The sequence below is a fragment of the Candidatus Legionella polyplacis genome, assembly GCF_002776555.1.
In the GTDB taxonomy this organism is placed as follows: domain Bacteria; phylum Pseudomonadota; class Gammaproteobacteria; order Legionellales; family Legionellaceae; genus Legionella_E; species Legionella_E polyplacis.
The window spans coordinates 37,708-60,549 of record NZ_CP021497.1 but is presented as its reverse complement, the minus strand read 5'-3'; the positions used below and the strand labels follow the sequence as shown (position 1 = coordinate 60,549).

Here is a 22,842-nt window from a genome sequence, read left to right as displayed (position 1 = left end):
TAAAATTGGTAATTAATAAATGACAAAACATAATATAGCATTTGTTTTTCCAGGACAAGGATCTCAATCTATAAAGTTATTACATAAATTAAAAAATTCTTTTTCTATAGTAAAAATTTTATTAAATCAAATTTCTGATTGTATCAATTGTAATATTTGGGATTTAATTACAAACCAATCTAATTGTTATATTAATACAATACAACATACACAACTCATTGTGTTAATATCAAATATAGTTCTGTTTAAATTATTAGAACATTTAAAATTATTAAATTCTATTTCATATATGGCTGGTCACAGTGTTGGAGAATATTCTGCATTATTTTGTTCTAATGCAATTAATTTAAACGATGTAATTCATTTAGTTATAAAAAGAGAAAAATTAATGTGTAATAATATTATGTTTAACAAACATCAAGGAAGTATGGCTGTAATTGTAGGATTGAATAGTAAAAAAGTTATTAATATTTGTAAAAATATTAGTAAACTTATTGCAAAAGTATATTTATCAGGATTTAACTCTAAAAATCAAATCACTATATCTGGTTATGCTACTGCTGTAAAAAAAGTATTAGATATAGCTATTGAGGAAGGAGCAATATTTACTAAATTAATTAATGTTAGCAGTCCTTCTCATTGTCCATTATTAAAAAATATTTCTAATATATTTTTTCAATATTTAAATACTGTTAATTTTAAAATTCCTAAAATACCTGTTATTTCTAATGTAAATGCAATTCCTTATAATTCAATAAATAATATACGTACTCTTTTAAAGGCACAATTATATTGTCCAATTCAATGGGTAAAAACTATTAAATTCATGAAAAATAATGGTGTTAATTTAATAATTGAATGTGGATTTGGAAATACATTGACTAATCTCATTAAAAATATTGATAAAAAAATAGTTACATGGAGTATTGATGATCAATTAAATTTAGAAAAATTAGTAAAATTTATTAATAAAATTGAAAATTTTTAATTATGAAATTAAATAATAAATTTGTTTTAATTACAGGAGCTAATAGAGGAATTGGTAAATCTATTGCATTAACATTAGCTAAAAAAAATTTTTTTATAATTGGAACAGCTTCTACAGAGGAAGGTGTTCAAAGTATTAATGATAATTTTGTTAAAAATAACTTATTCGGTGAAGGTTTTCTTTTAAATCTTAAAAATAAAGAAGAAATTATTAATTTAATTAGTATACTTTATAAACAAAAAAAAATTCCTTCCATATTGATAAATAATGCAGGAATTTGTAATGATAATTTACTTATACGAATGAAAGATAAAGAATGGACCGATGTTATAGATGTTAATTTGAATTCTATATTTTATTTAACTAAATTGTGTGTAAAGTTTATGTTAAAATTTAAATGGGGTAGAATTGTAAATATAAGTTCTGTTATTGGTTTAATAGGAAATTCTGGTCAAACTAATTATGCAGCAACAAAATCTGCTATTATTGGATTTAGTAAATCTTTAGCTAAAGAATTAGCAATCAAAGGAATTACAGTGAATGTTGTTGCTCCTGGGTTTATTGATACTGATATGACTAAAAAAATACCTGATTTTATAAAAGAAAAAATATTAAAATATATCCCTATGAAAAAAATAGGAAAACCTCAACATGTAGCAAATGCTGTATTGTTTTTAATTTCTGATTATGCAGAATATATTACTGGAGAAACTATTCATGTTAATGGAGGGATGTATATGTGTTGATTTTTATCAATGAAATAAAAAAACATAAAAATTTGTGTGTAATTTTATACATAATTTAATAGTGTTTTATTACTAAAAATTAAAAGAGGAAAATAATGGATACAATCGAAAAAAGAGTAAAAAAAATTGTTGCTGAACAACTAAATTTAAATAGAGATGAATTAAAAAATTCAGCATCATTTATTCAAGATTTAGGAGCAGATTCGTTAGATACTGTTGAATTAGTAATGGCATTAGAAGAAGAATTTAATATGGAAATATCTGATGATCAAGCTGAAAAAATTGGAACAATACAAGAAGCAATAGATTATATTAAATTAAATATAGAAAAAGAAAAAAATCATAAAACTTAAAATAGGGCAAATTTATTTTGAATAAAAGACGTGTTGTTGTAACAGGAATAGGAATGGTAACACCTATTGGATTAAATGTTTGTCAAACATGGAATAATATTTTATTGGGGAAAAGTGGTGTATCATTGGTGAATGAGTTTGATACATCTAAATATACAACTAAAATTTGGGCTAAAGTTAAAAACTTTAATATTGAAAATTATATTCCATTAAGTGAATCAAAAAAAATGGATTTATTTACACAATTTGGTATGGTTGCTACTATTGAAGCTATAAAAGATTCTAAGTTAATTATTAATGATTCGATTAGTTATCGTACAGGAGTTTCTGTTGGAGCAGGGATTGGTGGTATAGAAACTATTATAAGAAATCAAGAAAAATTAATTAAATATGGTCCAAAAAAAATATCTCCTTTTTTTATTCCTTCTGGAATAATAAATATTTTATCTGGACAGATATCAATAAAATATAAATTAAAAGGACCAAATATTGCAATATCTACTGCTTGTACAACAGGAACTCATAATATAGGAATTGCATTTCGTATGATTTCCTATGGAGATGCAGATCTTATGATTTGTGGAGGATCTGAGATGACTACAAATCCATTATGTTTAGCTGGTTTTTCTGCAACTCGTTCTTTATCAAAGCGCAATCATGAACCTGAAAAAGCATCTAGGCCATGGGATAAAGATAGAGATGGTTTCGTTATCGGAGAAGGATCTGGAATTCTTATATTAGAAGAATTTAATCATGCAATAAATAGAGGTGCATCTATTTATGCAGAAATAGTTGGATTTGGAATGTCAGGAGATGCTTATCATATTACAGCTCCTGATAAAGAAGCAGAGGGATTTTTAAGATCAATGCTACATGCTATTAAAGATGCAAAAGTAAATATAGAACAAATTGATTATATAAATGCTCACGGAACTTCTACTTATTTAAATGATTTGTATGAAACAAAAGCTATAAAAAAATTATTTAAAAATCATGCTTACAACTTAGCTATTAGCTCTACAAAGTCTATGACTGGACATTTATTAGGTGCTACAGGAGCTGTAGAAGCTATTTTTACTGTTCTTGCAATTAAAAATCAAATTGCTCCTCCTACTATAAATTTAGATCATCCTGATAAAAATTGTGATTTAAATTATGTAGCACATAAACCTCAAAAAAGAACTATTAATTTTGCTTTAAGTAATTCATTTGGATTTGGAGGTACCAATGGGAGTCTTTTATTTAAAAAAATTTAATTTTTTTAAATTTTATTTAAAAAATAAAATAAATAAAGAATCATATATGTATGTTACTTATAAAAAGTAAAGTTATGAAAAGTAATTGTGGATACTTTATTGTTATAGAAGGATTAGAAGGATCTGGAAAATCCACTATATTACGTTTAATTAAAAAATATTTAATTTTAAAAAATTTTATATTTAAAATTTTAACTGTAAGAGATCCAGGAGGAACTTTTTTAGGAGAAAGTATAAGAAAAATTATAACAAATAAAAATATAAATTTTTTAAGTTTTAAAGCAGAATTACTTTTATTTTATGCTGCAAGAGTTCAATTATTTGAACAAGTAATACAACCAGCATTAAAGAAAAATATTTGTGTTTTAAGTGACAGATTTGAATTATCAACGTTTGCATATCAATATGGTGGAAGAAAAATAAATAAAGAATTTATTATTAAACTTTCTAAGTTTTGTTTAAATAAATTTAAACCAGATTTAACATTTTTCTTAGATATTACTCCAAAAGAATGTTTTAATAGAATATTAAAAAGAAATAAAATTGATAGATTCGAAAAAGAATCATTTTATTTTTTTCAATGTGTATATGATACTTATCATGAATTTATTAGTTCTATGAAAAATGTAATTTGTATTAATGTTTGTAAAAAATCTTTAAATGAAATATTTAACTTAATTATATCAAAATTAAATAATTTAATTTTCAATGATGAATCTAAATAATTTAAATATTCCTTATTATAATAAAACTATTTGGAACAATTTTAAGATTTTATTTTTTAAAAAAAAAATACCAAATACAATGTTATTTATTAGTACATCTGATATAGAAAAAATAAATTTTATTTATTGCTTAATGTCTTTAATGCTTTGTTCTAAACATTCATTACCGTGTAATGATTGTTATCATTGCAAGTTAATAAAAAAAAATAAACATCCTGATGTATATATGTTAAATAATCGTAAAAAATTAATTACAATTGATCATATCAGAATGTTACAAAAATTTGCTTATATATACCCATATATAAGTAAATATAAATTTATAGTAATAGAATATATTGAAACTATTAATATTTACGCAAAAAATGCTTTATTAAAATTACTTGAAGAACCTCCTAGTTATCTTTATATTATTTTAAGTTCAGAAATAGTAGGAATAATACCAAATACTATTTTAAGTAGATGTTATAAATATAGATTAAATTTTCCAATTTTATTACAATATAATTATTTAGATTTAAGTTTTTGGAGTAATAATATTAGTTATGAAAAAAAAAATATATTAACTAAAGTTAATATATTTATTGATGACTTACAAATATTAATTAAAAATAAATTACATATTTGTAATTTTTTATCTAAATGGTCAAAATATAATTTTTATGATTTAATATGGATGATTTATCTTATTAATGTACAAATGATATGTTATCGTTTTAAAGATATAAATGATAAAAAATGGGAACAATTGATTCTCATATCAGAGCAATTTTCTATTGATTTTTTATTCAAACAACTTGATAGAATATATAATTTAATGATAAAATCTCATAATGTATGTAACATAAATACTAGCTTTTTTTTAGAATACATTATATTAAGTTATATCAATAATTATTAAATTAATTTATGTTAGTAGATTCTCATTGTCATCTTCATTTAATTGATTATAATCATATAAACAAAAATATAGATTACATCATAAATGATGCATATAAAAATAATGTGAAACACATATTATGTGTTTCTACAGATTTAGATGATTATCTAACTTTAACTAAATTATCTGACTTATATAAAAATATAAGCATTTCTGTAGGTTTACATCCTAATAAAAACAAATATGATGTATCTTCTTTGAAAGAATTTTCTTGTGATTCACGATGTATTGCTATAGGAGAAACTGGATTAGATTTTAATTTAAAAACATTAAATAGTAATAAAATAAAACAAAAAGAGTTATTTAAATATCATATAAAAATTGCAAAAAATATTAAAAAACCATTGATAATACATACTAGAAATGCAGCATTAGAAACATTAGAAATAATGAATAACGAAAATGCAGAAAATGTAGGTGGTGTAATACATTGTTTTAATGAAAGTTATAAAATAGCAAAATATTTTTTAGATATGAATTTCTATCTTTCTTTTTCTGGAATCATTACATTTAAAAATGCTAAATATTTAAGAGAAGTAGTAAAAAAAATACCTATTAATCGAATTTTAATTGAAACGGATTCTCCATATCTTGCTCCAGAACCATATAGAGGAAAACAAAATTATCCTGCCTTTCTAAAATATGTTGCTACAATCTTAGGTGAAATTAAGAATAAAAATTTTAAAGAAATTTCAAAAAAAACTACAGAAAACTTTTTTAATTGTTTCAATTCTATTAATAATAGTATATAAAAAGTTTTATTTTTTATTTAATATTTAAATATTTTATCAATACTAAATTGACTTAAGATCTATAATCTAGATTAAATTTTTCATATATAAAAACATCTTTATTTTAAAAAATTAAAATCTATTATATAAATAAGTAATTAGTTTTACAATATGCACGGAGAGACAGGGATTCGAACCCTGGAAAAAGTGTTAAAATTCTTTTTGACGATTTTCAAGACCGTTGCTTTAATCCACTCAGCCATCTCTCCAAGAATAAAATTTATAATTTAACATATAAAAATTTTTATATTATAATATAAAAAAAATAATAATTCTAGTTATCGTGATATGATAACAAGTTTTTATTTACATTACTAAAATATAAAGTAAGAATTATTCTTAAAATATTATTTTTAATATGCTTAAGTATTGATTAAACTAAAAATAATTTTTACTATTTTATTAAAAACTTAATTATTGCATTATATATTTAATATATAAATAAATATTCTTTAAAATATGTCAATATATTTGTAAAATACAAATTTATAAAAACAAAATTTTTAATTAAAATTTTGCAGTATAAAATTAATAATTACTATTATAGCTAGTAATATACTTTATATATATAAAAAGCATTTAAGATAAAATTTAATATTAATTGAATAACATTAATTAATAAAAATTATCTAATATATAATTAATAATTAAAAATTAACTAATTATTTTTATGAGGAATTTAATGAAAAATCAATGTTTAACTGGTTTAAAAGATATCAAAGCTGGAGAATCTGCGATTTCCAATATTGATGCTGAAAATTATGAATTATGTTACAGAGGTTATTCTGTAAAAGAAATAATAAAATACGCTAATTTTGAAGAAATTGCTTATCTTTTATTGTATAATCATTTGCCTAATGCAGTAGAATTAAAAAGATATCATTCTAAGCTAATAGAATCTAGAGTATTACCAAATGCATTAAAAAATATTCTAGAAAAAATACCAATAAATACTAATCCTATGGATGTATTACATATAGGTTGTATGTTTATGTCTATTTTAGAGCCAGAAACAGATTTTATACATCAACAACATAATATTATTGACAGATTATTAGCTATATTTCCTGGTATTTTATGCTATTGGTATAATTTTCACTATAAAAGAAAAAAAATATCTGAAATTATTAATAAATTCACTTTAAGTGAATATTTTTTGTCATTATTATTCAATGACAAATGTGATCCTTTAATATATAAAGCTTTTGACATATCGTTAATTTTATATGCAGAACATGAATTTAATGCTTCTACTTTTGCATCTCGCATTACAGCATCAACTTTATCTGATATTTATTCTGCTATTTCAACTGCAATAGGTACATTACGTGGAGTTTTACATGGTGGAGCTAATGAAATGGCAATAAAATTATTATTACATTTAAAAAATGTAAAAAATATTAGCAAAGAATTAAAAATTATGTTTTCTAAAAAAATGAAAATTATGGGATTTGGTCATCGTGTATATAAAAAATATGATCCAAGATCTAATATTATAAAAAAATGGGCATATAAATTATGTAAATTTAGAAATAATGAACAATTATTTGATATAGCTGAAACAGTTGAAAATATTATGATAAATGAAAAGAAATTATTTCCCAATGTAGACTTTTATAGTGCATTACTATATTATTTCTGTAACATTCCTACTTTTTTATTTACTCCTATTTTTGTAATGTCAAGAATATCAGGATGGGGAGCTCATATTTTTGAGCAAAGAGAAAATAATAACTTAATAAGACCAAAAGCAGAATATGTTGGTCCAAAATTAAAAAAATTTATTAAAATAAATGAACGATTATAAATGGAAATAAATAAACTTATAATTTATCATATTAAAAATAATAATTTTTATTATTATTATTTTTTGATTAAAGTACAATAATTTATATAGGATAATTATGATATCTCTTGCAAAAGAAATAACGTTAATTAACGTAGAGGATGAATTAAAAAAATCTTATCTAGATTATGCAATGAGCGTAATTATAGGAAGAGCTTTGCCTAATATATATGATGGTTTAAAACCTGTCCATAGAAGAATTCTTTTTGCTATGAAAGAATTGAATAATGATTGGGATAAACCTTATAAAAAATCAGCTAGAATTGTTGGAGATGTCATTGGAAAATATCATCCTCATGGAGATATGGCAGTATATGATGCAATTGTTCGTATGGCTCAATCATTTTCCATGAGATATATGCTTATTGATGGACAAGGAAATTTTGGTTCAGTTGATGGAGATCTTGCTGCTGCTATGAGATACACTGAAATAAGAATGTCAAAATTTTCTCATTACTTATTAAATGATTTAGAAAAAGATACAGTAGATTTTATACCTAATTATGATGAATCTGAATTTGTCCCATCAGTTTTGCCAACTAAAATTCCTAATCTTTTAGTCAATGGTTCATCTGGAATTGCAGTTGGAATGGCTACCAATATCCCACCACATAATTTAACGGAAGTTATAAATGGATGTATAGCAGTAATTAATAATCCTGAAATCAGTATTGATAGTCTTATTAAGATTATACCAGGTCCTGATTTTCCTACATCAGCTATTATAAATGGAAAAGAAGGTATATTAAATGCTTATCGTACGGGGAAAGGAAGAATTTTAATTAGAGCTAGAACAGAAATAGAAACAAACAATCAAGGAAATAATTCAATTATTGTTACGGAATTACCTTATCAGGTTAATAAATCTAAAATTATTGAAAAAATTTCTGAACTTATTAAGGAGAAACGTATTGGAGGAATTTCTGGATTAAGAGATGAATCTAATAAACAAGGTATGAGAATAGTTATAGAATTAAAAAAAGGTGAAAAACCTGAAATTATATTAAATAATTTGTATTCTTATACTCAAATGCAAAATGTTTTTGGAATTAATATGGTTGCATTAGTAAATAATAGACCTTGTTTGGTTAATTTAAAACAAATTATTGAAGAATTTCTTAAGCATAGAAAAGAAATTATAATTAGAAGAACTATTTTTGATTTAAACAAAACAAAACACAGAGCTCATATTTTAACAGGATTAAGTGTTTCATTAGAAAATATTAATGATATCATTGATTTAATAAAAAAATCACAAACTTCTGAAGAAGCTAAAAAGAATTTATTACATAGATCATGGAATGTAAAAATTATAAAAGATTTATTTAAAAAATCAGAAAAAGATTTTTTTGATATTAATAATTTTCAAGTAAATACAAATTCTTTATTAAAAAATAATAAATATAAATTTTCTACTAAACAAACAGAATCTATATTAAAATTAACCTTACAACGTTTAACAAAACTTGAACAAAAAAATATTGTTGATGAACTGGAATCATTATTAATAAAGATTAAAAATTTTTTATCTATATTAAATAATTCTGATTTAATAAATAAGATTATTTATCAAGAATTAGTAGAAATAAAAAATGAATTTGGAGATTTAAGAAAAACAGAAATTATATCTTCTCAAGAAGAATTAAATTATGAAGATTTAATAACAAAAGAAGATATTGTAGTTACTTTATCACATCAAGGATATGTAAAATATCAACCATTATCTATATATCAATCTCAAAAAAGAGGTGGAAAAGGAAAATTAGCAACTAATGTAAAAGAAGAAGATTTTATAGAAAGACTGTTAATAGCTAAAACTCATGACAATTTACTTTGTTTTTCTAATTATGGAAAATTATATTGGTTAAAAGCATATCAATTACCATTATCAAGTAGAATTTCTAGAGGAAAACCAATAAATAATATATTACCATTAGATCAAAATGAAGTAATTAATGCTATTTTGCCAGTGCAAAAATATAAAAAAGGTTATTTTATTTTTATGGTTACCAAATTATCTATACTTAAAAAAGTACCTATAGAAGCATTTAGTAGACCACGATCATCTGGAATTATAGCAATTGATTTGAGTCATGGAGATCGTCTTGTTGGGGTAGATATTACTGATAACAATAGAGATATCATGTTATTTAGTGATGCAGGAAAAGTAGTACGTTTTAATGAAAGATTAATTAGACCAACTGGAAGAACCGCTAAAGGAGTAAAAGGAATAAAATTAAAAGAAAATCAATCTGTTATTTCTTTAGTAGTTCTTAAAAAAGAAGGTACAATACTTACAGCTACTGAAAATGGATATGGGAAACGTACTAATATAGAAGAATATCCAAAATCAGGAAAAAGTAGTCAAGGAGTAATTTCTATTAGAGTTAATCAAAGAAATGGAAAAGTTGTAAGATCTCTCCAAGTTAAAGAAAATGATGAAATTATGTTAATCACTAATAAGGGAACTCTTGTAAGATTTAAAGTTAATGAAATTTCAATTATAAAAAGAAATACTCAAGGTGTAAGGTTGATAAACCTTGGTTTAGGAGAATATTTAGTTGGAATGCAACGGATAGAAGAAATTCAATAACATTAACAATCATTCTAATTTTAATATGAATAATAATATTAAATATTATAATTTCGGCGCTGGACCATCCATGATTCCTTTATCTATCCTTAAAGAAGTTAAGAAAGAATTTTTAAATTGGCAAGGGTTAGGAATTTCAATTGTAGAAATTGGACATAAGACTTATGAATATATTAAATTAATGGAAGAAAATAAAAAAATTTTACGATTAATTTTAAACATTCCAGATAATTATCATATTTTATTTTTAAGTGGAAATGCAAGAACACATTTTGCTATGATACCAATAAATTTTTTATCAAAAAATGAAAAAGCTGGGTATTGGATATCTGGAATATGGTCTTTATTAGCTTATCAAGAAGCATATAAAATAAAAAAAGCTTATTGCATTGCAAACAATAGTAAAATAGGTTTTTTTTATAATTTACCTTATGAAAAATGGAAAATCGAAAAAGATACAAAATATTTATATTTTACTAGTAATGAAACTATAAATGGAATACGTTTTTATCCAGATATAAATAAAATTCCATATAATATACCGTTAATTTCTGATATGACTTCAAGTTTATTAACAGAACCTATTAATATTAAAGATTATGATTTAATTTTTGCTGGAGGTCAAAAAAACATATCTAATTCTGGATTAGTTATTGTTATTTTAAATAAAAATATACTTGATATTATTTCAAATAAATTTATACCAACTATGTTGGATTACAGAATTCATGTTAAAGAAAATTCTAGTTACGCTACTCCTCCAATTTTTAATTGTTATTTAGCTTTAAAAACATTTAAATGGATACAGAAACAAGGAGGAATTTCTAATTTATATAGAATTAATAAAAAAAAATCGAAAAAACTTTATGAATTTATAGATTCTTCTGATTTTTATTATTGTAAAATAGAAAAAAATGTTCGTTCCTTAATTAATATATGTTTTTATTTACGTAATAAAAATCTTGAAAAAACTTTTGTTGAAGAAGCAAAAAAGAATGGTTTTTTATATATAAAAGGACATTATATAGTTGGAGGAATACGTATAAGTTTATATAATGCTATGCCATTAAAAGCTGTAAAAAAATTAATTAAATTTATGCAAGAATTTTCGAAACAATACAAACATAATAAATATTATTACATTTAAATAATTAAACATAAAACAATTTTACTAAAAAAATTTAATAATCAAATTTAAATTTTTTATTTTAAAAATTTTAAATTTAATAATACATAAATAAAATATTTTATATATTTAATAAAAATGATACCTATCATTACATTAGATGGCCCAAGCAGTACTGGTAAAGGAACTATATGTAATAAATTAGCTAATTATTTAAAATGGAATAAGTTAGAAAGTGGGAATTTCTATAGATTTCTTATTTACTTTGCAAAAAAAAAAAAAATTAATTTAAACAATACAAATGAATTAATAAAATTTTCACTTTATATAATAAAAAAATTTCAAAAAAAATCTTACAGAACATGGAACATTTTATTTAAAAATGAAAATATTCTAAATATTATAAGAGGAGAACAATATGCAAAATATGCTTCTAAATTAGGATCTAATATACTTATCAGAAAAGCTTTAATTGATAGTCAAAGATCTTTTGCTACTAATCCAGGATTAGTTACAGATGGTCGTGATATGGGAACAGTTATTTTTCCAAAAGCAATTTTAAAAATATATTTATACGCTTCTATCGAAGTTAGAAGCTATCGTAGATTTTTACAACTAAGAAATCAAAATAAAAAAATTAATTTTTATAAAATATTTTATGATTTAAAAATACGTGATTTAAGGGACACTTATAGATTCTTCTCACCAATGAAACCAGCAAAGGATGCAATATTAATTGATACAACACAACTAACTGTTGTACAAGTATTTAAAAATATATTAGAATTAATTAATAACATTAAATTGCATAATTATTTTTTTAAAAAATAATTATTTTACTAAAGGTTTAATACAATATGGAAGAAACTTTTAAAGAATTATTTGAAAGATGTGTGAATAAAATAAAATTTTCTCCTGGATCAATTATTTCTGCTAAAGTTATTAACATTAACAATAATTATGTTACATTAAATGCTGGTTTAAAATCTGAAGGAATTATTTCGATAGAGGAATTTAAAGACAAAGAAGGAAAATTAGAAATAAATATAGGAGATACTGTTGAAGTATCATTAGATTCAATAGAAGATGGATACGGAGAAACTCTATTATCTAGAGAAAAAGCAAAAAGAAAGAGAGCTTGGGAAAAATTATCTACATGTTACAACAAAAATAAAAATGTAGTCGGTTTAATATCTAATAAAGTAAAAGGTGGTTTTACTGTTGAAATTGGAAATATAAAAGCGTTCTTGCCTGGATCTTTAGTAGATATAAGACCAATACGTGATCCTTCTTATTTAGAAGGAACAGAAGTTGAGTTTAAAGTTATAAAAATGGATTTTAAACGCAACAATATTGTTGTTTCTCGAAAAGCAGTAATAGAAGAAGAAAATAATATTGATAAAAAAGTTTTTCTTGATTCTTTACATGAAGGTCAAATATTAAATGGTGTAGTTAAAAACTTAACTGATTATGGAGCATTTATTGATTTAGGTGGAATTGATGGCTTATTACATATAACAGATATATCTTGGAAACGTATTAAAAATCCCAATGAATTATTAAGTATAGGTCAAGAAATTAAAGTAATTATATTACATTTTGATAATAAAAAAAATAGAGTTTCTTTAGGAATGAAACAATTAACAAATGATCCATGGATAAATTTAATTAATCGATATCCAATTGGAAAAAAAGTTCAAGGAAAAGTAACAAATATAACTGATTATGGATGCTTCGTAGAAATTGAAGAAGGGATAGAAGGATTAGTACATATGTCAGAAATGGATTGGACAAATAAAAATATACATCCTAATAAAATATTATCTTTAGGTGATAATATAAACATTATGATATTAGAAATTGATCAAAAAAGAAGAAGAATATCATTAGGAATGAAACAATGTACAAAAAATCCTTGGAAAGAATTTTCTAAATTTAATAAAAAAGGTGATAAAGTAAATGGAAAAATTCGTTCTATTACTGAATTTGGTATATTTGTGGGATTACATGGAGGAATAGATGGTCTAATTCATTTATCTGATATTACATCAAATACTAATAGCGAAGAAGAAATAAAAAAATTTAAAAAGGGTCAAAATATTGAAGCACTAATTTTATCAATTGATATTGATCGTGAAAGAATTTCATTAGGGTTAAAACAATTAGTCAATAATTATTTTTCAATATACATGGAAGAACATCCTAAAGGATGTATAGTAAATGGAAAATTGCTAGATATAAACAACAAAAAAATATTAGTTAAATTAACTGATAACGTTAAAGGTGTTATTGATACATCAGATTTTATTGATGTATATAAAAATTTAAGTATTGAAAATTTAATGAAAAATAAAAATGAATTTTTAAAAAAAATTCAAAAATTAGAATTACAAATTATAGATTTTGATAAAAAAAATCTTTATGTAATACTTTCTGTGAAAATAGATAAAAAAAATTATCAAGAGAAAATAAAATCTATAAAAAAATATTCATGTAATTCTAATATTTCTCCTGTAACCTTAGGAGATTTAATAAAAGAAAAATTACATATAAAAAACAATAATAAAAAATAAAATTAGATTTTTTTTAATAAAAATCATTATTATTTATACAATATCAATTAAGAAAAACCAAAAATTTATGATAATTAAAATTTTTATGAATATTAAAAGTATATCTAATGTTAAAATATGTTAAAAGAAAAATTATATGAATTAAATAAAAGAATATCCTCATGTACAAATTGTTTTTTACATAAAACACGTTACAAAACAGTATTTTACAAAGGAAATATTAAAGCAAAATTAATGATAATAGGAGAAGCGCCAGGATATTATGAAGATAAAAAAGGAATACCATTTGTAGGTAGATCTGGACAATTGTTAGATAAAATTCTCTTTAATATTGGACTAAAAAATATATATATAACTAATGTTTTAAAATGTAGACCTCCCAATAATAGAGAACCTACAATTAAAGAATTAATAAAATGTGGTTCTTATTTAAAAGAACAAATTAAATTAATCAATCCTATATTTATAGTAGCTTTAGGAAGGATTTCAGGAAAATTCTTACTTAAACGAACATCAATAGTTTTAAATCAAAATAGAAATAAAATTTTTTTTTATAAAAAAATTCCTTTTATGATCACTTATCATCCATCATATTTATTACGATATCCTAATACTATAAAATTCTTTTATAAAGATTTTCAAAATATTAAATCTTATTTAAAGAAAATGTAAAATATTAATTTTATTGATTTAAGATATATAATTAATGAAAAAAATTTTTAACTATTTAAAATTAATGAGATTTCAATATCCTACAGGATTTTTCTTACTTTGGTGGCCAGTATTATGGTCTTTATGGATTGCAAACAAAGGAAATCCAAAAAAAATATTAATATTAATTTTATTTATAGAAACTATTATAATACGTTCTATAGGATGTATTATAAATGACATCATTGATAAAAAAATTGATTTGAAAACACATCGTACACAAAATAGAATGTTAGCATCTAATAAAATTCATACACAAGAAGCTTTAATTTTAGTGGGTATTTTATTATTAATATCTTGTTTTATTCTTTTAATTTTTTTAAAAAATTGTTTTTATTATGCATTAATATCATTAATATTTATAATTATATATCCGTTCTGTAAGCGTTTTACAAATTTTCCACAAATAATTCTAGGATTAACTTTTTCAATGAGTATACCAATAACATTTATTGCATCACAAGTACCAATTTTCAACATTCAAGCATTTATATTATTTATAATAACATTTTTATGGATTACATCTTGTGACATACAATATGCATTATCTGACTATGAAGATGATATACTTAACAAAATAAAATCGATTACAATTTTATTTAAACAAAACTACAAAATATACATTATTTCTATACAAATTATATTTCATTTTATGTGGTTATTTTTTTTAAATAAAATAACATATATATCTATTTTTTTGTTATTTTGGAGTATTTCTACTTATATTTTGATACATCAAAAAAATATTCTTAACCATAAAGATAAAAAATCTTGTTTAAAAACTTTTTCGTTAAACTCTTGGTATGGATTATTTATGTGGTTAGCATTTTATTTAAATAAATTTATTCAAAATAATCAATAGATTTTTTTTCAAAAATTTCAGATGAAGCCATAATTGTTTCTGATAATGTAGGATGAGGATGTATAGTTAAAGATATATCTGAAACATTACATCCCATTTCAATAGCTAATGTTAGTTCTGAAATTAATTCTTCTGAATTATACCCTATAATTCCTCCACCTAAAATACGATTAGTTTTAGTACAAAATATTAATTTTGTTAATCCTTTCATTTTATTAAGAGTTAATGCTCTTCCATTAATTTTCCATGGAAAATTAGCAACTTCATAAGAAATATTTTCTTTTTTTGCTTGTTTTTCAGTCAATCCAACCCATGAAATTTCTGGACTAGTATATGCAACATTTGGAATACAATATGGATCAAAATAATGTTTAAGTCCTGAAATAACTTCTGCAGCAATTTTACCTTCAGCAATCGCTTTATGTGCTAACATAGGCTTTCCTATAACATCTCCTATAGCAAAAATATTAGAAATATTAGTTCTCATTTGATTATCTGTTATAATAAACCCATTAATATCAGTTTTAATATCAATTTCTTTAATTTTTAAGTTATTAGTATTTGGTTTTCTTCCAATAGCAATTAATATTTGATCAAAATACAAAATATTTTCTTTGTTAGAAATTTTATTTTTCAATAAAACACATATACCATCTGTTTTAGTTTCTATAGAAATTAAATTAGAATTTAATATAAATTTTATTTTTCTATCCTCTGTCATACAATTCTGTAAAATAGATGATAAATCAGTATCGGATTCTGGTATTATACAATCTGAACAATCAATAATAGTAACTTCAACTCCAAAAGACGAATAAATAGTTGCCATCTCTAAACCAATCACTCCTCCTCCTACAATTAATAAATTTCCATATATATTAGGTAAATTTAGGGCTTGTGTTGAATTAAATATACGAGAATCTTTAGGAATATTAGGTAAACTTAATGGATAACTTCCTGTTGCAATAACTGCATATTGAAATTTAATAGATAAATTTTTATTATTATATTTATCTTGAATAACTATATTGTTTGGTGTAACAAATTCTGCTAATCCATTAAATATTTGAATATTTCTTTTTTTTGCTAAAAATTTTATTCCATTTCTTAATTTATTTACAACATAATTTTTATGAGATAAAATTTGTTCTATATTTATTTTTGGTTTTTCAAAAGTAACTCCCATAGTACTTATATTGTTTGTTTGAAAAATAATATTAGATATATTTAATAGTATTTTTGACGGAATACAACCAACATTCAAACAGGTACCTCCCAAATCAAAAAATTTTTCTACTAAAACAACTTTTTTACCAAGATCTGCTGATCTAAATGCAGAAGTATAACCACCAGGACCACCACCAATAACTACTACTTCTGTATTGACTACATTCATTTTATTCCTCTCATAAATTATTTTTTTATCTTAATTCAAAATTATAACAATATATTTCTTATATCTTTTAAAGATTCTATTATAAAATTAGAAAATCTTGCTGCTTCCACACCATCAATTACTCTATGATCATAAGAAAAAGATAACGGTAACATTAGTTTTGGAACTAATACATTATTTTCATAAATTGGTATCAATTGGGCTTTAGATATACCCAATATAGCTACTTCAGGACTATTAATAATAGGAGTAAAAAATCCTTCACTTTCAATTCCTAAATTAGAAATAGTGAAACATCCACCTTCCATATCTTCTGGTAACAATTTTTTATTATATGCTTTTTCACTTAAATAATTTATTTTTAATGCTATTTCTGTAATAGAAAGTTTATTTACATTTTTAATTACAGGAACTACCAATCCATCTTTAGTGTTAATTACTATACCAATATTATAGTAATATTTATATATTATTTTTTTATCTATATCATTATATGAACTATTAAATTGTGGATATATTTTTAATGCTATTGAAAGAACTTTAATTATAAAAGAAAGAATGGTAATTCTCTTTGAGACTGTTTCTTCAATATTAATATATTTGTTTTTTCTAAAAAAATCTAATTCTGTAATATCGGCTTTTTCAAAATGAGTAACATGTGGAATATTTTTCCAAGATTTATCTAATTTATTTCCAGATAATTGTTTAATTTTACTTAAATTTTTTATTTCTAATTTTCCAAATTTATCAAAAATTATATTTTCACAATTTGTATCACATGAAGAATTATTTTTATTTATTAATAAATTATGTGTTTTAAACATAGATAAATAATTATCAATATCTTTTTTTATAATTCTTTTTTTTCTTCCAGTTCCTATTAATTTTTTTAAATTAATATTTAATTTTCTAGCAATTCGTCTAATATAAGGAGTAGCAAAAATAGAATGATCATTATTAAATGAATTAAAATATTTTTTATTATCATGAGTAAATTTTTCTGATACAGAATTTTTAAATTTTTCATTAGAATATTTTAATTTATTTATAACAGTTTTATCTATTTGTTCATTTTTTAAAGGATCTTTTATTATTTGCACTGAAAGTATTAATAATAATGAATCTTTTGATACTTGATCACCAATATTAACTAAAATTTTTTTTACAATACCAGAATGTGGTGAAGGAATTTCTACAATAGTTTTATCACTTTCTACAGAAATTATGGTTTGTTCTTTAATTATATTTTGACCAATTGATACCATAATTTCATTAACATTTAATATTTTTGATCCTTTAACATCAGGCATATATACTTCTATATCTTTTTTTCTTGATACTATATTTGTATCAAAGGAACTTTTTTTATAAAGCATTTGTATTGTACTTACTAATGTAAAATTATGATTATTTTGTAGTTATTAATTTAATAATCAATATTTTTTATACAACTAATATTTATTAAAAAAATATTAATTTATAGTATATATAAAAATTATATTTAATGTAATATTAACATAATTTTTAATCTAAAATTATTAAAGTTTGATTAAAAATAAAATTTTTTTTAAAAAATTATTTAGCAAGAAAATATTAATTTTAAATTAAAAAACATATTAACCTTTATTAATCAAAAAATGGATTTGTTTTGTAAAAATTTATTTTATACATATGTATAGCTTTTTCTATTTCAGTTGAATGTATTATCTTATCTTTATTTAAAGCACTTAATGCTGATAAAACTATAAATTTTGAATTTATTTCAAAAAAACAACGCAAATTTATTCGAGTATCACTGCGACCATATCCATCTGTACCCAATGAAACAAATGTTTTAGAAATAAATTTACTAACTTGATCAGCATATATATGCATATAATCAGTAACTGCAACTATAGGTCCTTTTCTATTATTTAATTTTTTTTCAATAAATGTCAATTTAGGTTTTTTTAATTTTGGATTTAAACGATTAAAACGTTCAGTCAATAAACCATCTTTTCTTAATTCATTAAAACTAGTTACACTCCATAAATCAGAAGTTATTAAAAAATCATTTTTTAATAACACGGATGCATTTATAACTTCTTGCATTATAGATCCACTACCTAAAAGTTGAACATGTCTTTCATCGTTAGGAATAGATTCTTTCAATAGATACATTCCTTTAATAATATCATCTTGAACTCCAATTGGCATGCAAGGATGTATATAAGATTCATTCATAATTGTTATATAATAGAAGATATCTTCTTGATTTTCATACATACGAAATAACCCATTTTGAATAATCACAGCTAATTCATAAGAATATGCAGGATTATAAGTAATACAATTTGGAATTGTAGAAAACAAAATATGACTATGACCATCTTGATGTTGTAAACCTTCACCGGCTAATGTTGTTTTTCCTGAAGTTCCTCCAATAAGAAAACCACGAGCTCTCATATCACCAGCAGCCCATATTAAATCACCAATTCTCTGAAATCCAAACATAGAATAATATATATAAAAAGGAATCATAGGTACTTTATTAGTACTATATGAAGTTGCAGCAGCTATCCAAGAACAAAATGCTCCTGCTTCATTAATTCCTTCTTCTAATATTTGACCATTTTGTGTTTCTTTGTAAAAAATCAATTGCTTTTTATCAATAGAATTATATAACTGCCCACAATGAGAATAAATACCAATTTTTTTAAACAATCCTTCTATACCAAAAGTACGACATTCATCAGGTATAATTGGAACAATATGATTATTTATTAATTTATCATTTAGTAATGCAAATAAAATTTTTAAGAAAGCCATAGTGGTAGAAAATTTAATTGTACTTGATTTAGAAACTAATGATGAAAAAATTGATAAATTTGGAATTTTTAATTTATAAGAAATTCTATTTCTATATGGTAAATAACCACCTAAAGCATCACGTTGTTTTTTTAAATAAATAATCTCAGGACTTTTATCGTCTGGACGGTAAAAAGATAACTCCTTTAATTGTTTATCAGTAATAGGTATGTTAAAACGTTTTTTAAATATTTTTAATTGATCTATAGAAATTTCTTTTTGTTGATGAGCTATATTTTGACCTTCAATACCTAATCCAACTCCATATCCTTTAACTGTTTTAGCTAATATTACTGTAGGCGATCCTTTATGATTAACTGCTTCAAAATATGCAGCATAAACTTTTTGCGCATCATGTCCGCCACGATTTAAATGTTCAATATCATAATCAGACATATTTTCAACCATTTTTAATAATCCTAAATATTTACCAAAAAAATGTTTACGAATATAACTTCCATTGTTAGCTTTATAGTTCTGATAATCTCCATCTAAACACTCTTCCATTCTTTTTTGTAATAATCCTTCTTTATCGGAATTAATTAGATTATCCCATTTACTTCCCCAAATTACTTTTATTACATTCCACCCAAACCCATGAAATATACTTTCTAATTCTTGTATAATCTTTCCATTTCCTCTAACTAAACCATCTAATCGTTGCAAATTACAATTAATTACAAAAATCAAATTATCTAATTTTTCACGAGAAGCTATAGATAATGCTCCAATTGATTCTGGCTCATCCATTTCTCCATCACCCAAAAATACCCAAACTTTTCGATTATTATCCTTTAATAATCCTCTATTATTTAAATATCTTAAGAATCTAGCTTGATAAATGGATTGAATGCTACTTAATCCCATAGAAACAGTAGGAAATTGCCAAAAATTAGGCATTAACCAAGGATGAGGATATGAAGATAATCCATCGGAATTAACTTCTTGTCTAAAATTATTTAATTGATACTCAGACAATCTACCCTCTAAATAAGCTCTAGCATAAATTCCAGGAGCAGAATGTCCTTGAATATATAATAGATCCCCACCACAACTATTAGAATTTGGTCCTTTAAAAAAATAATTAAATCCCACTTCATATAAAGTTAATGCAGATGCATATGAGGATATATGTCCACCCAATTCTGGAAATTTTTTTGATACTCGTAATACCATTATTAATGCATTCCATCTAATTAAAGAATTAATACGTTCCTGCATACCATAATCTTCTGGCATTATTTTTTCTTTATCAAAAGATATTGTGTTTTTATATGGAGTATTAAATAGTGATTTAATATTTATCCCCTGCAATTTTGCTTCTTTTATTAATTTTTGTAAAATAAATTCAGCTCGTTTATTTCCGTCATTAATTAAAATATTTCGTAAAGCTTCTATCCACTCATTTGTTTCTTCTGGATCAATATCATTCATATAAATATTTTGCATATACTTATAACCATTGTATGTAATAAATATTATTAATATTTCAAAAAAATAAAATACTATTTTTTATTATTTAAAATAAATATTTATTAATCATTAAATTATATAATTTATAAAAAAAAATTAAAAATTTCCATAAAAATTTTTAATTATTAAAAATTTTTAAATAAAAACTAAAACTAACATTTTTATACTAAAAATTTAAATTAAAATATTTTATTTTAAAATTAAGAATATAAAAAATAAATAATAAACTATTTTCATTTAATTAATTGTTATTTTATAATAACATTTTGAAATTGGAGTTTTAAAATAAATGAAAAATAAACAATCTAACAAAAAAAATTCAATAATTATTATTCCTAAATCATTACAATCACCAATAACTTTTTATATAATTTGGGGACTAAGTTGTATGTTTTATTTTTATGAATCTTTATTACAAGTAGCTCCAAGTGTTATGACAAATGAATTAACACATGATTTTTTAATTAATGGAAATACGCTGGGAATTTTATCTGGAATTTATTTTTATTCTTATGCTTTTATGCAATTACCTATAGGATTATTAATGGATTATTTTTCACCTCAATATCTTTTAATTCTTGCATCTATTTTTTGTTCTTCAAGTGCAATTATATTTAGTATTACAAATAATTTTATTATGGCTTGTATATCTAGATTAATTTTAGGATGTAGTTCTGCTTTTGCAATAATTGGATCAATGAAATTAATCAATCATTATTTCTCTTCCAAGTATTTTTCTTTCTTAACTGGAATTATGGTAACATTTGGGATGTTAGGATCAATTATTGGAGAAGCTCCTTTATCTGTACTTATCAAATACTATGGATGGAGAAAAAGTATTTTTTTTATTGGAATTTTTGGATTAATACTACCATTTTTAATGACCGTTTTTTCAAATAAAAAAATAAAAAAAAATAATTTATTTAATAGTAATAAATCCTTAATTAGTAAAGATATTATGAAGAATATATGTACAATGTTAAAAAACCCTCAACTTTGGTTAATTGCTTTGTACGGAGGATTCATGTATATGCCAACTCCTATTTTTTGTGGATTATGGGGAGTTCCTTTTCTTATGGAAAAAATTAATCTAAATAAAATCATTGCGGCAAATTATGTATCTTTAATTTTTGTAGGATGGGCAATAGGCAGTCCATTATGGGGATTATATTCTAACTGGATTGGAAAATGTAAACCAATAATGTACATAAGTAGTTTTGGCGCATTATTTACTAATTCTTTATTTATTTATTGCAATATTCATTTACATTGGATATTACAACTATTATTATTTAGTTTTGGATTTTTTTCTTCAGGTTTTTTTTCTTCATTCACATTAGGAAAAACACTTTACAATAAACAAAATTTTGCAACTAGTTTAAGTTTTATAAATACAATAAACATGTTAGGAATTGCTCTAATACAACCTATTATTGGACTAATTTTAGATAAAATGTGTTATAAACATAATATTATTTATAATAAAAATAATATTATTTTGTATCCTATACAAGCTTATTATGTAGCACTAACATTATTACCTATTAGCATAATAATTTCTTTAATAATTCTTACTAAAATAAAAGAAAATTATTAATTAATTTATAAAAATATTA

The 22,842-nt window shown here is 22.4% G+C and carries 18 protein-coding genes and 1 tRNA gene; 15 read left to right on the top strand and 4 right to left on the bottom strand.

Features of this window, described 5'->3' with window-relative positions; genetic code table 11:
* Positions 1-19: 19 nt before the first annotated feature.
* The 7 genes from CCU22_RS00295 to CCU22_RS00265 all read left to right on the top strand — a co-directional run bounded on the left by CCU22_RS00295 (position 20) and on the right by CCU22_RS00265 (position 5,760).
* Positions 20-988 (top strand): ACP S-malonyltransferase, encoded by a 969-nt coding sequence (locus CCU22_RS00295; protein WP_100114629.1) that lies wholly within the window; start codon positions 20-22, stop codon positions 986-988.
* Complete coding sequence (gene fabG, locus CCU22_RS00290; protein ID WP_406564803.1) at positions 988-1,734, top strand: 3-oxoacyl-[acyl-carrier-protein] reductase; 747 nt, start codon at positions 988-990, stop codon at positions 1,732-1,734. Before CCU22_RS00295 ends, fabG begins: the two co-directional genes overlap by 1 nt.
* Before the next feature lie 95 nt (positions 1,735-1,829).
* Positions 1,830-2,087, top strand: a complete 258-nt coding sequence (gene acpP / locus CCU22_RS00285; protein ID WP_100114627.1) for an acyl carrier protein — start codon at positions 1,830-1,832, stop codon at positions 2,085-2,087.
* Between the two features lie 17 nt (positions 2,088-2,104).
* On the top strand, positions 2,105-3,343 hold the full coding sequence (gene fabF / locus CCU22_RS00280; RefSeq protein ID WP_100114626.1) for a beta-ketoacyl-ACP synthase II: 1,239 nt from the start codon (positions 2,105-2,107) through the stop codon (positions 3,341-3,343).
* Between the two features lie 50 nt (positions 3,344-3,393).
* Positions 3,394-4,068 (top strand): dTMP kinase, encoded by a 675-nt coding sequence (gene tmk / locus CCU22_RS00275; protein WP_100114625.1) that lies wholly within the window; start codon positions 3,394-3,396, stop codon positions 4,066-4,068.
* Positions 4,052-4,969, top strand: a complete 918-nt coding sequence (locus CCU22_RS00270; protein WP_100114624.1) for a hypothetical protein — start codon at positions 4,052-4,054, stop codon at positions 4,967-4,969. Before tmk ends, CCU22_RS00270 begins: the two co-directional genes overlap by 17 nt.
* 8 nt (positions 4,970-4,977) lie before the next feature.
* Complete coding sequence (locus CCU22_RS00265; protein ID WP_100114623.1) at positions 4,978-5,760, top strand: TatD family hydrolase; 783 nt, start codon at positions 4,978-4,980, stop codon at positions 5,758-5,760.
* A 155-nt stretch (positions 5,761-5,915) separates the two neighbouring features.
* On the opposite strand, the gene CCU22_RS00260 is transcribed toward CCU22_RS00265, so the two are convergent.
* Positions 5,916-6,008: transfer RNA gene (locus tag CCU22_RS00260), tRNA-Ser, on the bottom strand.
* A gap of 473 nt (positions 6,009-6,481) precedes the next feature.
* On the opposite strand from CCU22_RS00260, the gene CCU22_RS00255 reads away from it, so the two are divergent.
* From CCU22_RS00255 to CCU22_RS00225, 7 genes are all read left to right on the top strand, one after another.
* Entirely contained in the window at positions 6,482-7,606 is a 1,125-nt protein-coding gene (locus CCU22_RS00255) for a citrate/2-methylcitrate synthase (RefSeq protein ID WP_100114622.1), read from the top strand.
* Between the two features lie 97 nt (positions 7,607-7,703).
* Positions 7,704-10,238, top strand: a complete 2,535-nt coding sequence (gene gyrA / locus CCU22_RS00250) for a DNA gyrase subunit A (protein WP_100114621.1) — start codon at positions 7,704-7,706, stop codon at positions 10,236-10,238.
* A 25-nt stretch (positions 10,239-10,263) separates the two neighbouring features.
* Positions 10,264-11,385: a 3-phosphoserine/phosphohydroxythreonine transaminase gene (gene serC / locus CCU22_RS00245; protein WP_100114620.1), complete on the top strand. Its 1,122-nt coding sequence runs from the start codon at positions 10,264-10,266 to the stop codon at positions 11,383-11,385.
* 117 nt (positions 11,386-11,502) lie between these two features.
* Entirely contained in the window at positions 11,503-12,195 is a 693-nt protein-coding gene (cmk, locus tag CCU22_RS00240) for a (d)CMP kinase (protein ID WP_100114619.1), read from the top strand.
* 26 nt (positions 12,196-12,221) lie between these two features.
* Positions 12,222-13,937, top strand: a complete 1,716-nt coding sequence (gene rpsA, locus CCU22_RS00235) for a 30S ribosomal protein S1 (RefSeq protein WP_100114618.1) — start codon at positions 12,222-12,224, stop codon at positions 13,935-13,937.
* Between the two features lie 117 nt (positions 13,938-14,054).
* Complete coding sequence (locus CCU22_RS00230; RefSeq protein WP_100114617.1) at positions 14,055-14,609, top strand: uracil-DNA glycosylase; 555 nt, start codon at positions 14,055-14,057, stop codon at positions 14,607-14,609.
* Positions 14,610-14,643: 34 nt separating this feature from the next.
* Positions 14,644-15,510, top strand: a complete 867-nt coding sequence (locus tag CCU22_RS00225) for a UbiA family prenyltransferase (RefSeq protein WP_100114616.1) — start codon at positions 14,644-14,646, stop codon at positions 15,508-15,510.
* Here the strand turns inward: CCU22_RS00225 and lpdA are convergent.
* The 3 genes from lpdA to aceE all read right to left on the bottom strand — a co-directional run bounded on the left by lpdA (position 15,491) and on the right by aceE (position 21,202).
* Positions 15,491-16,906 carry a dihydrolipoyl dehydrogenase gene (lpdA, locus tag CCU22_RS00220; protein ID WP_100114615.1) on the bottom strand — a complete coding sequence of 472 codons (1,416 nt, stop codon included), beginning with the start codon at positions 16,904-16,906 and terminating at the stop codon, positions 15,491-15,493. The genes CCU22_RS00225 and lpdA overlap by 20 nt on opposite strands.
* 41 nt (positions 16,907-16,947) lie before the next feature.
* Positions 16,948-18,282 (bottom strand): 2-oxo acid dehydrogenase subunit E2, encoded by a 1,335-nt coding sequence (locus CCU22_RS00215; RefSeq protein ID WP_100114614.1) that lies wholly within the window; start codon positions 18,280-18,282, stop codon positions 16,948-16,950.
* 250 nt (positions 18,283-18,532) lie between these two features.
* Positions 18,533-21,202: a pyruvate dehydrogenase (acetyl-transferring), homodimeric type gene (aceE, locus tag CCU22_RS00210; RefSeq protein WP_100114613.1), complete on the bottom strand. Its 2,670-nt coding sequence runs from the start codon at positions 21,200-21,202 to the stop codon at positions 18,533-18,535.
* A gap of 313 nt (positions 21,203-21,515) precedes the next feature.
* On the opposite strand from aceE, the gene CCU22_RS00205 reads away from it, so the two are divergent.
* The gene (locus CCU22_RS00205; RefSeq protein WP_100114612.1) at positions 21,516-22,823 is read left to right on the top strand and encodes an MFS transporter; all 1,308 of its coding nucleotides are present in this window, start codon (positions 21,516-21,518) and stop codon (positions 22,821-22,823) included.
* The last annotated feature ends 19 nt before the right edge of the window (positions 22,824-22,842 follow it).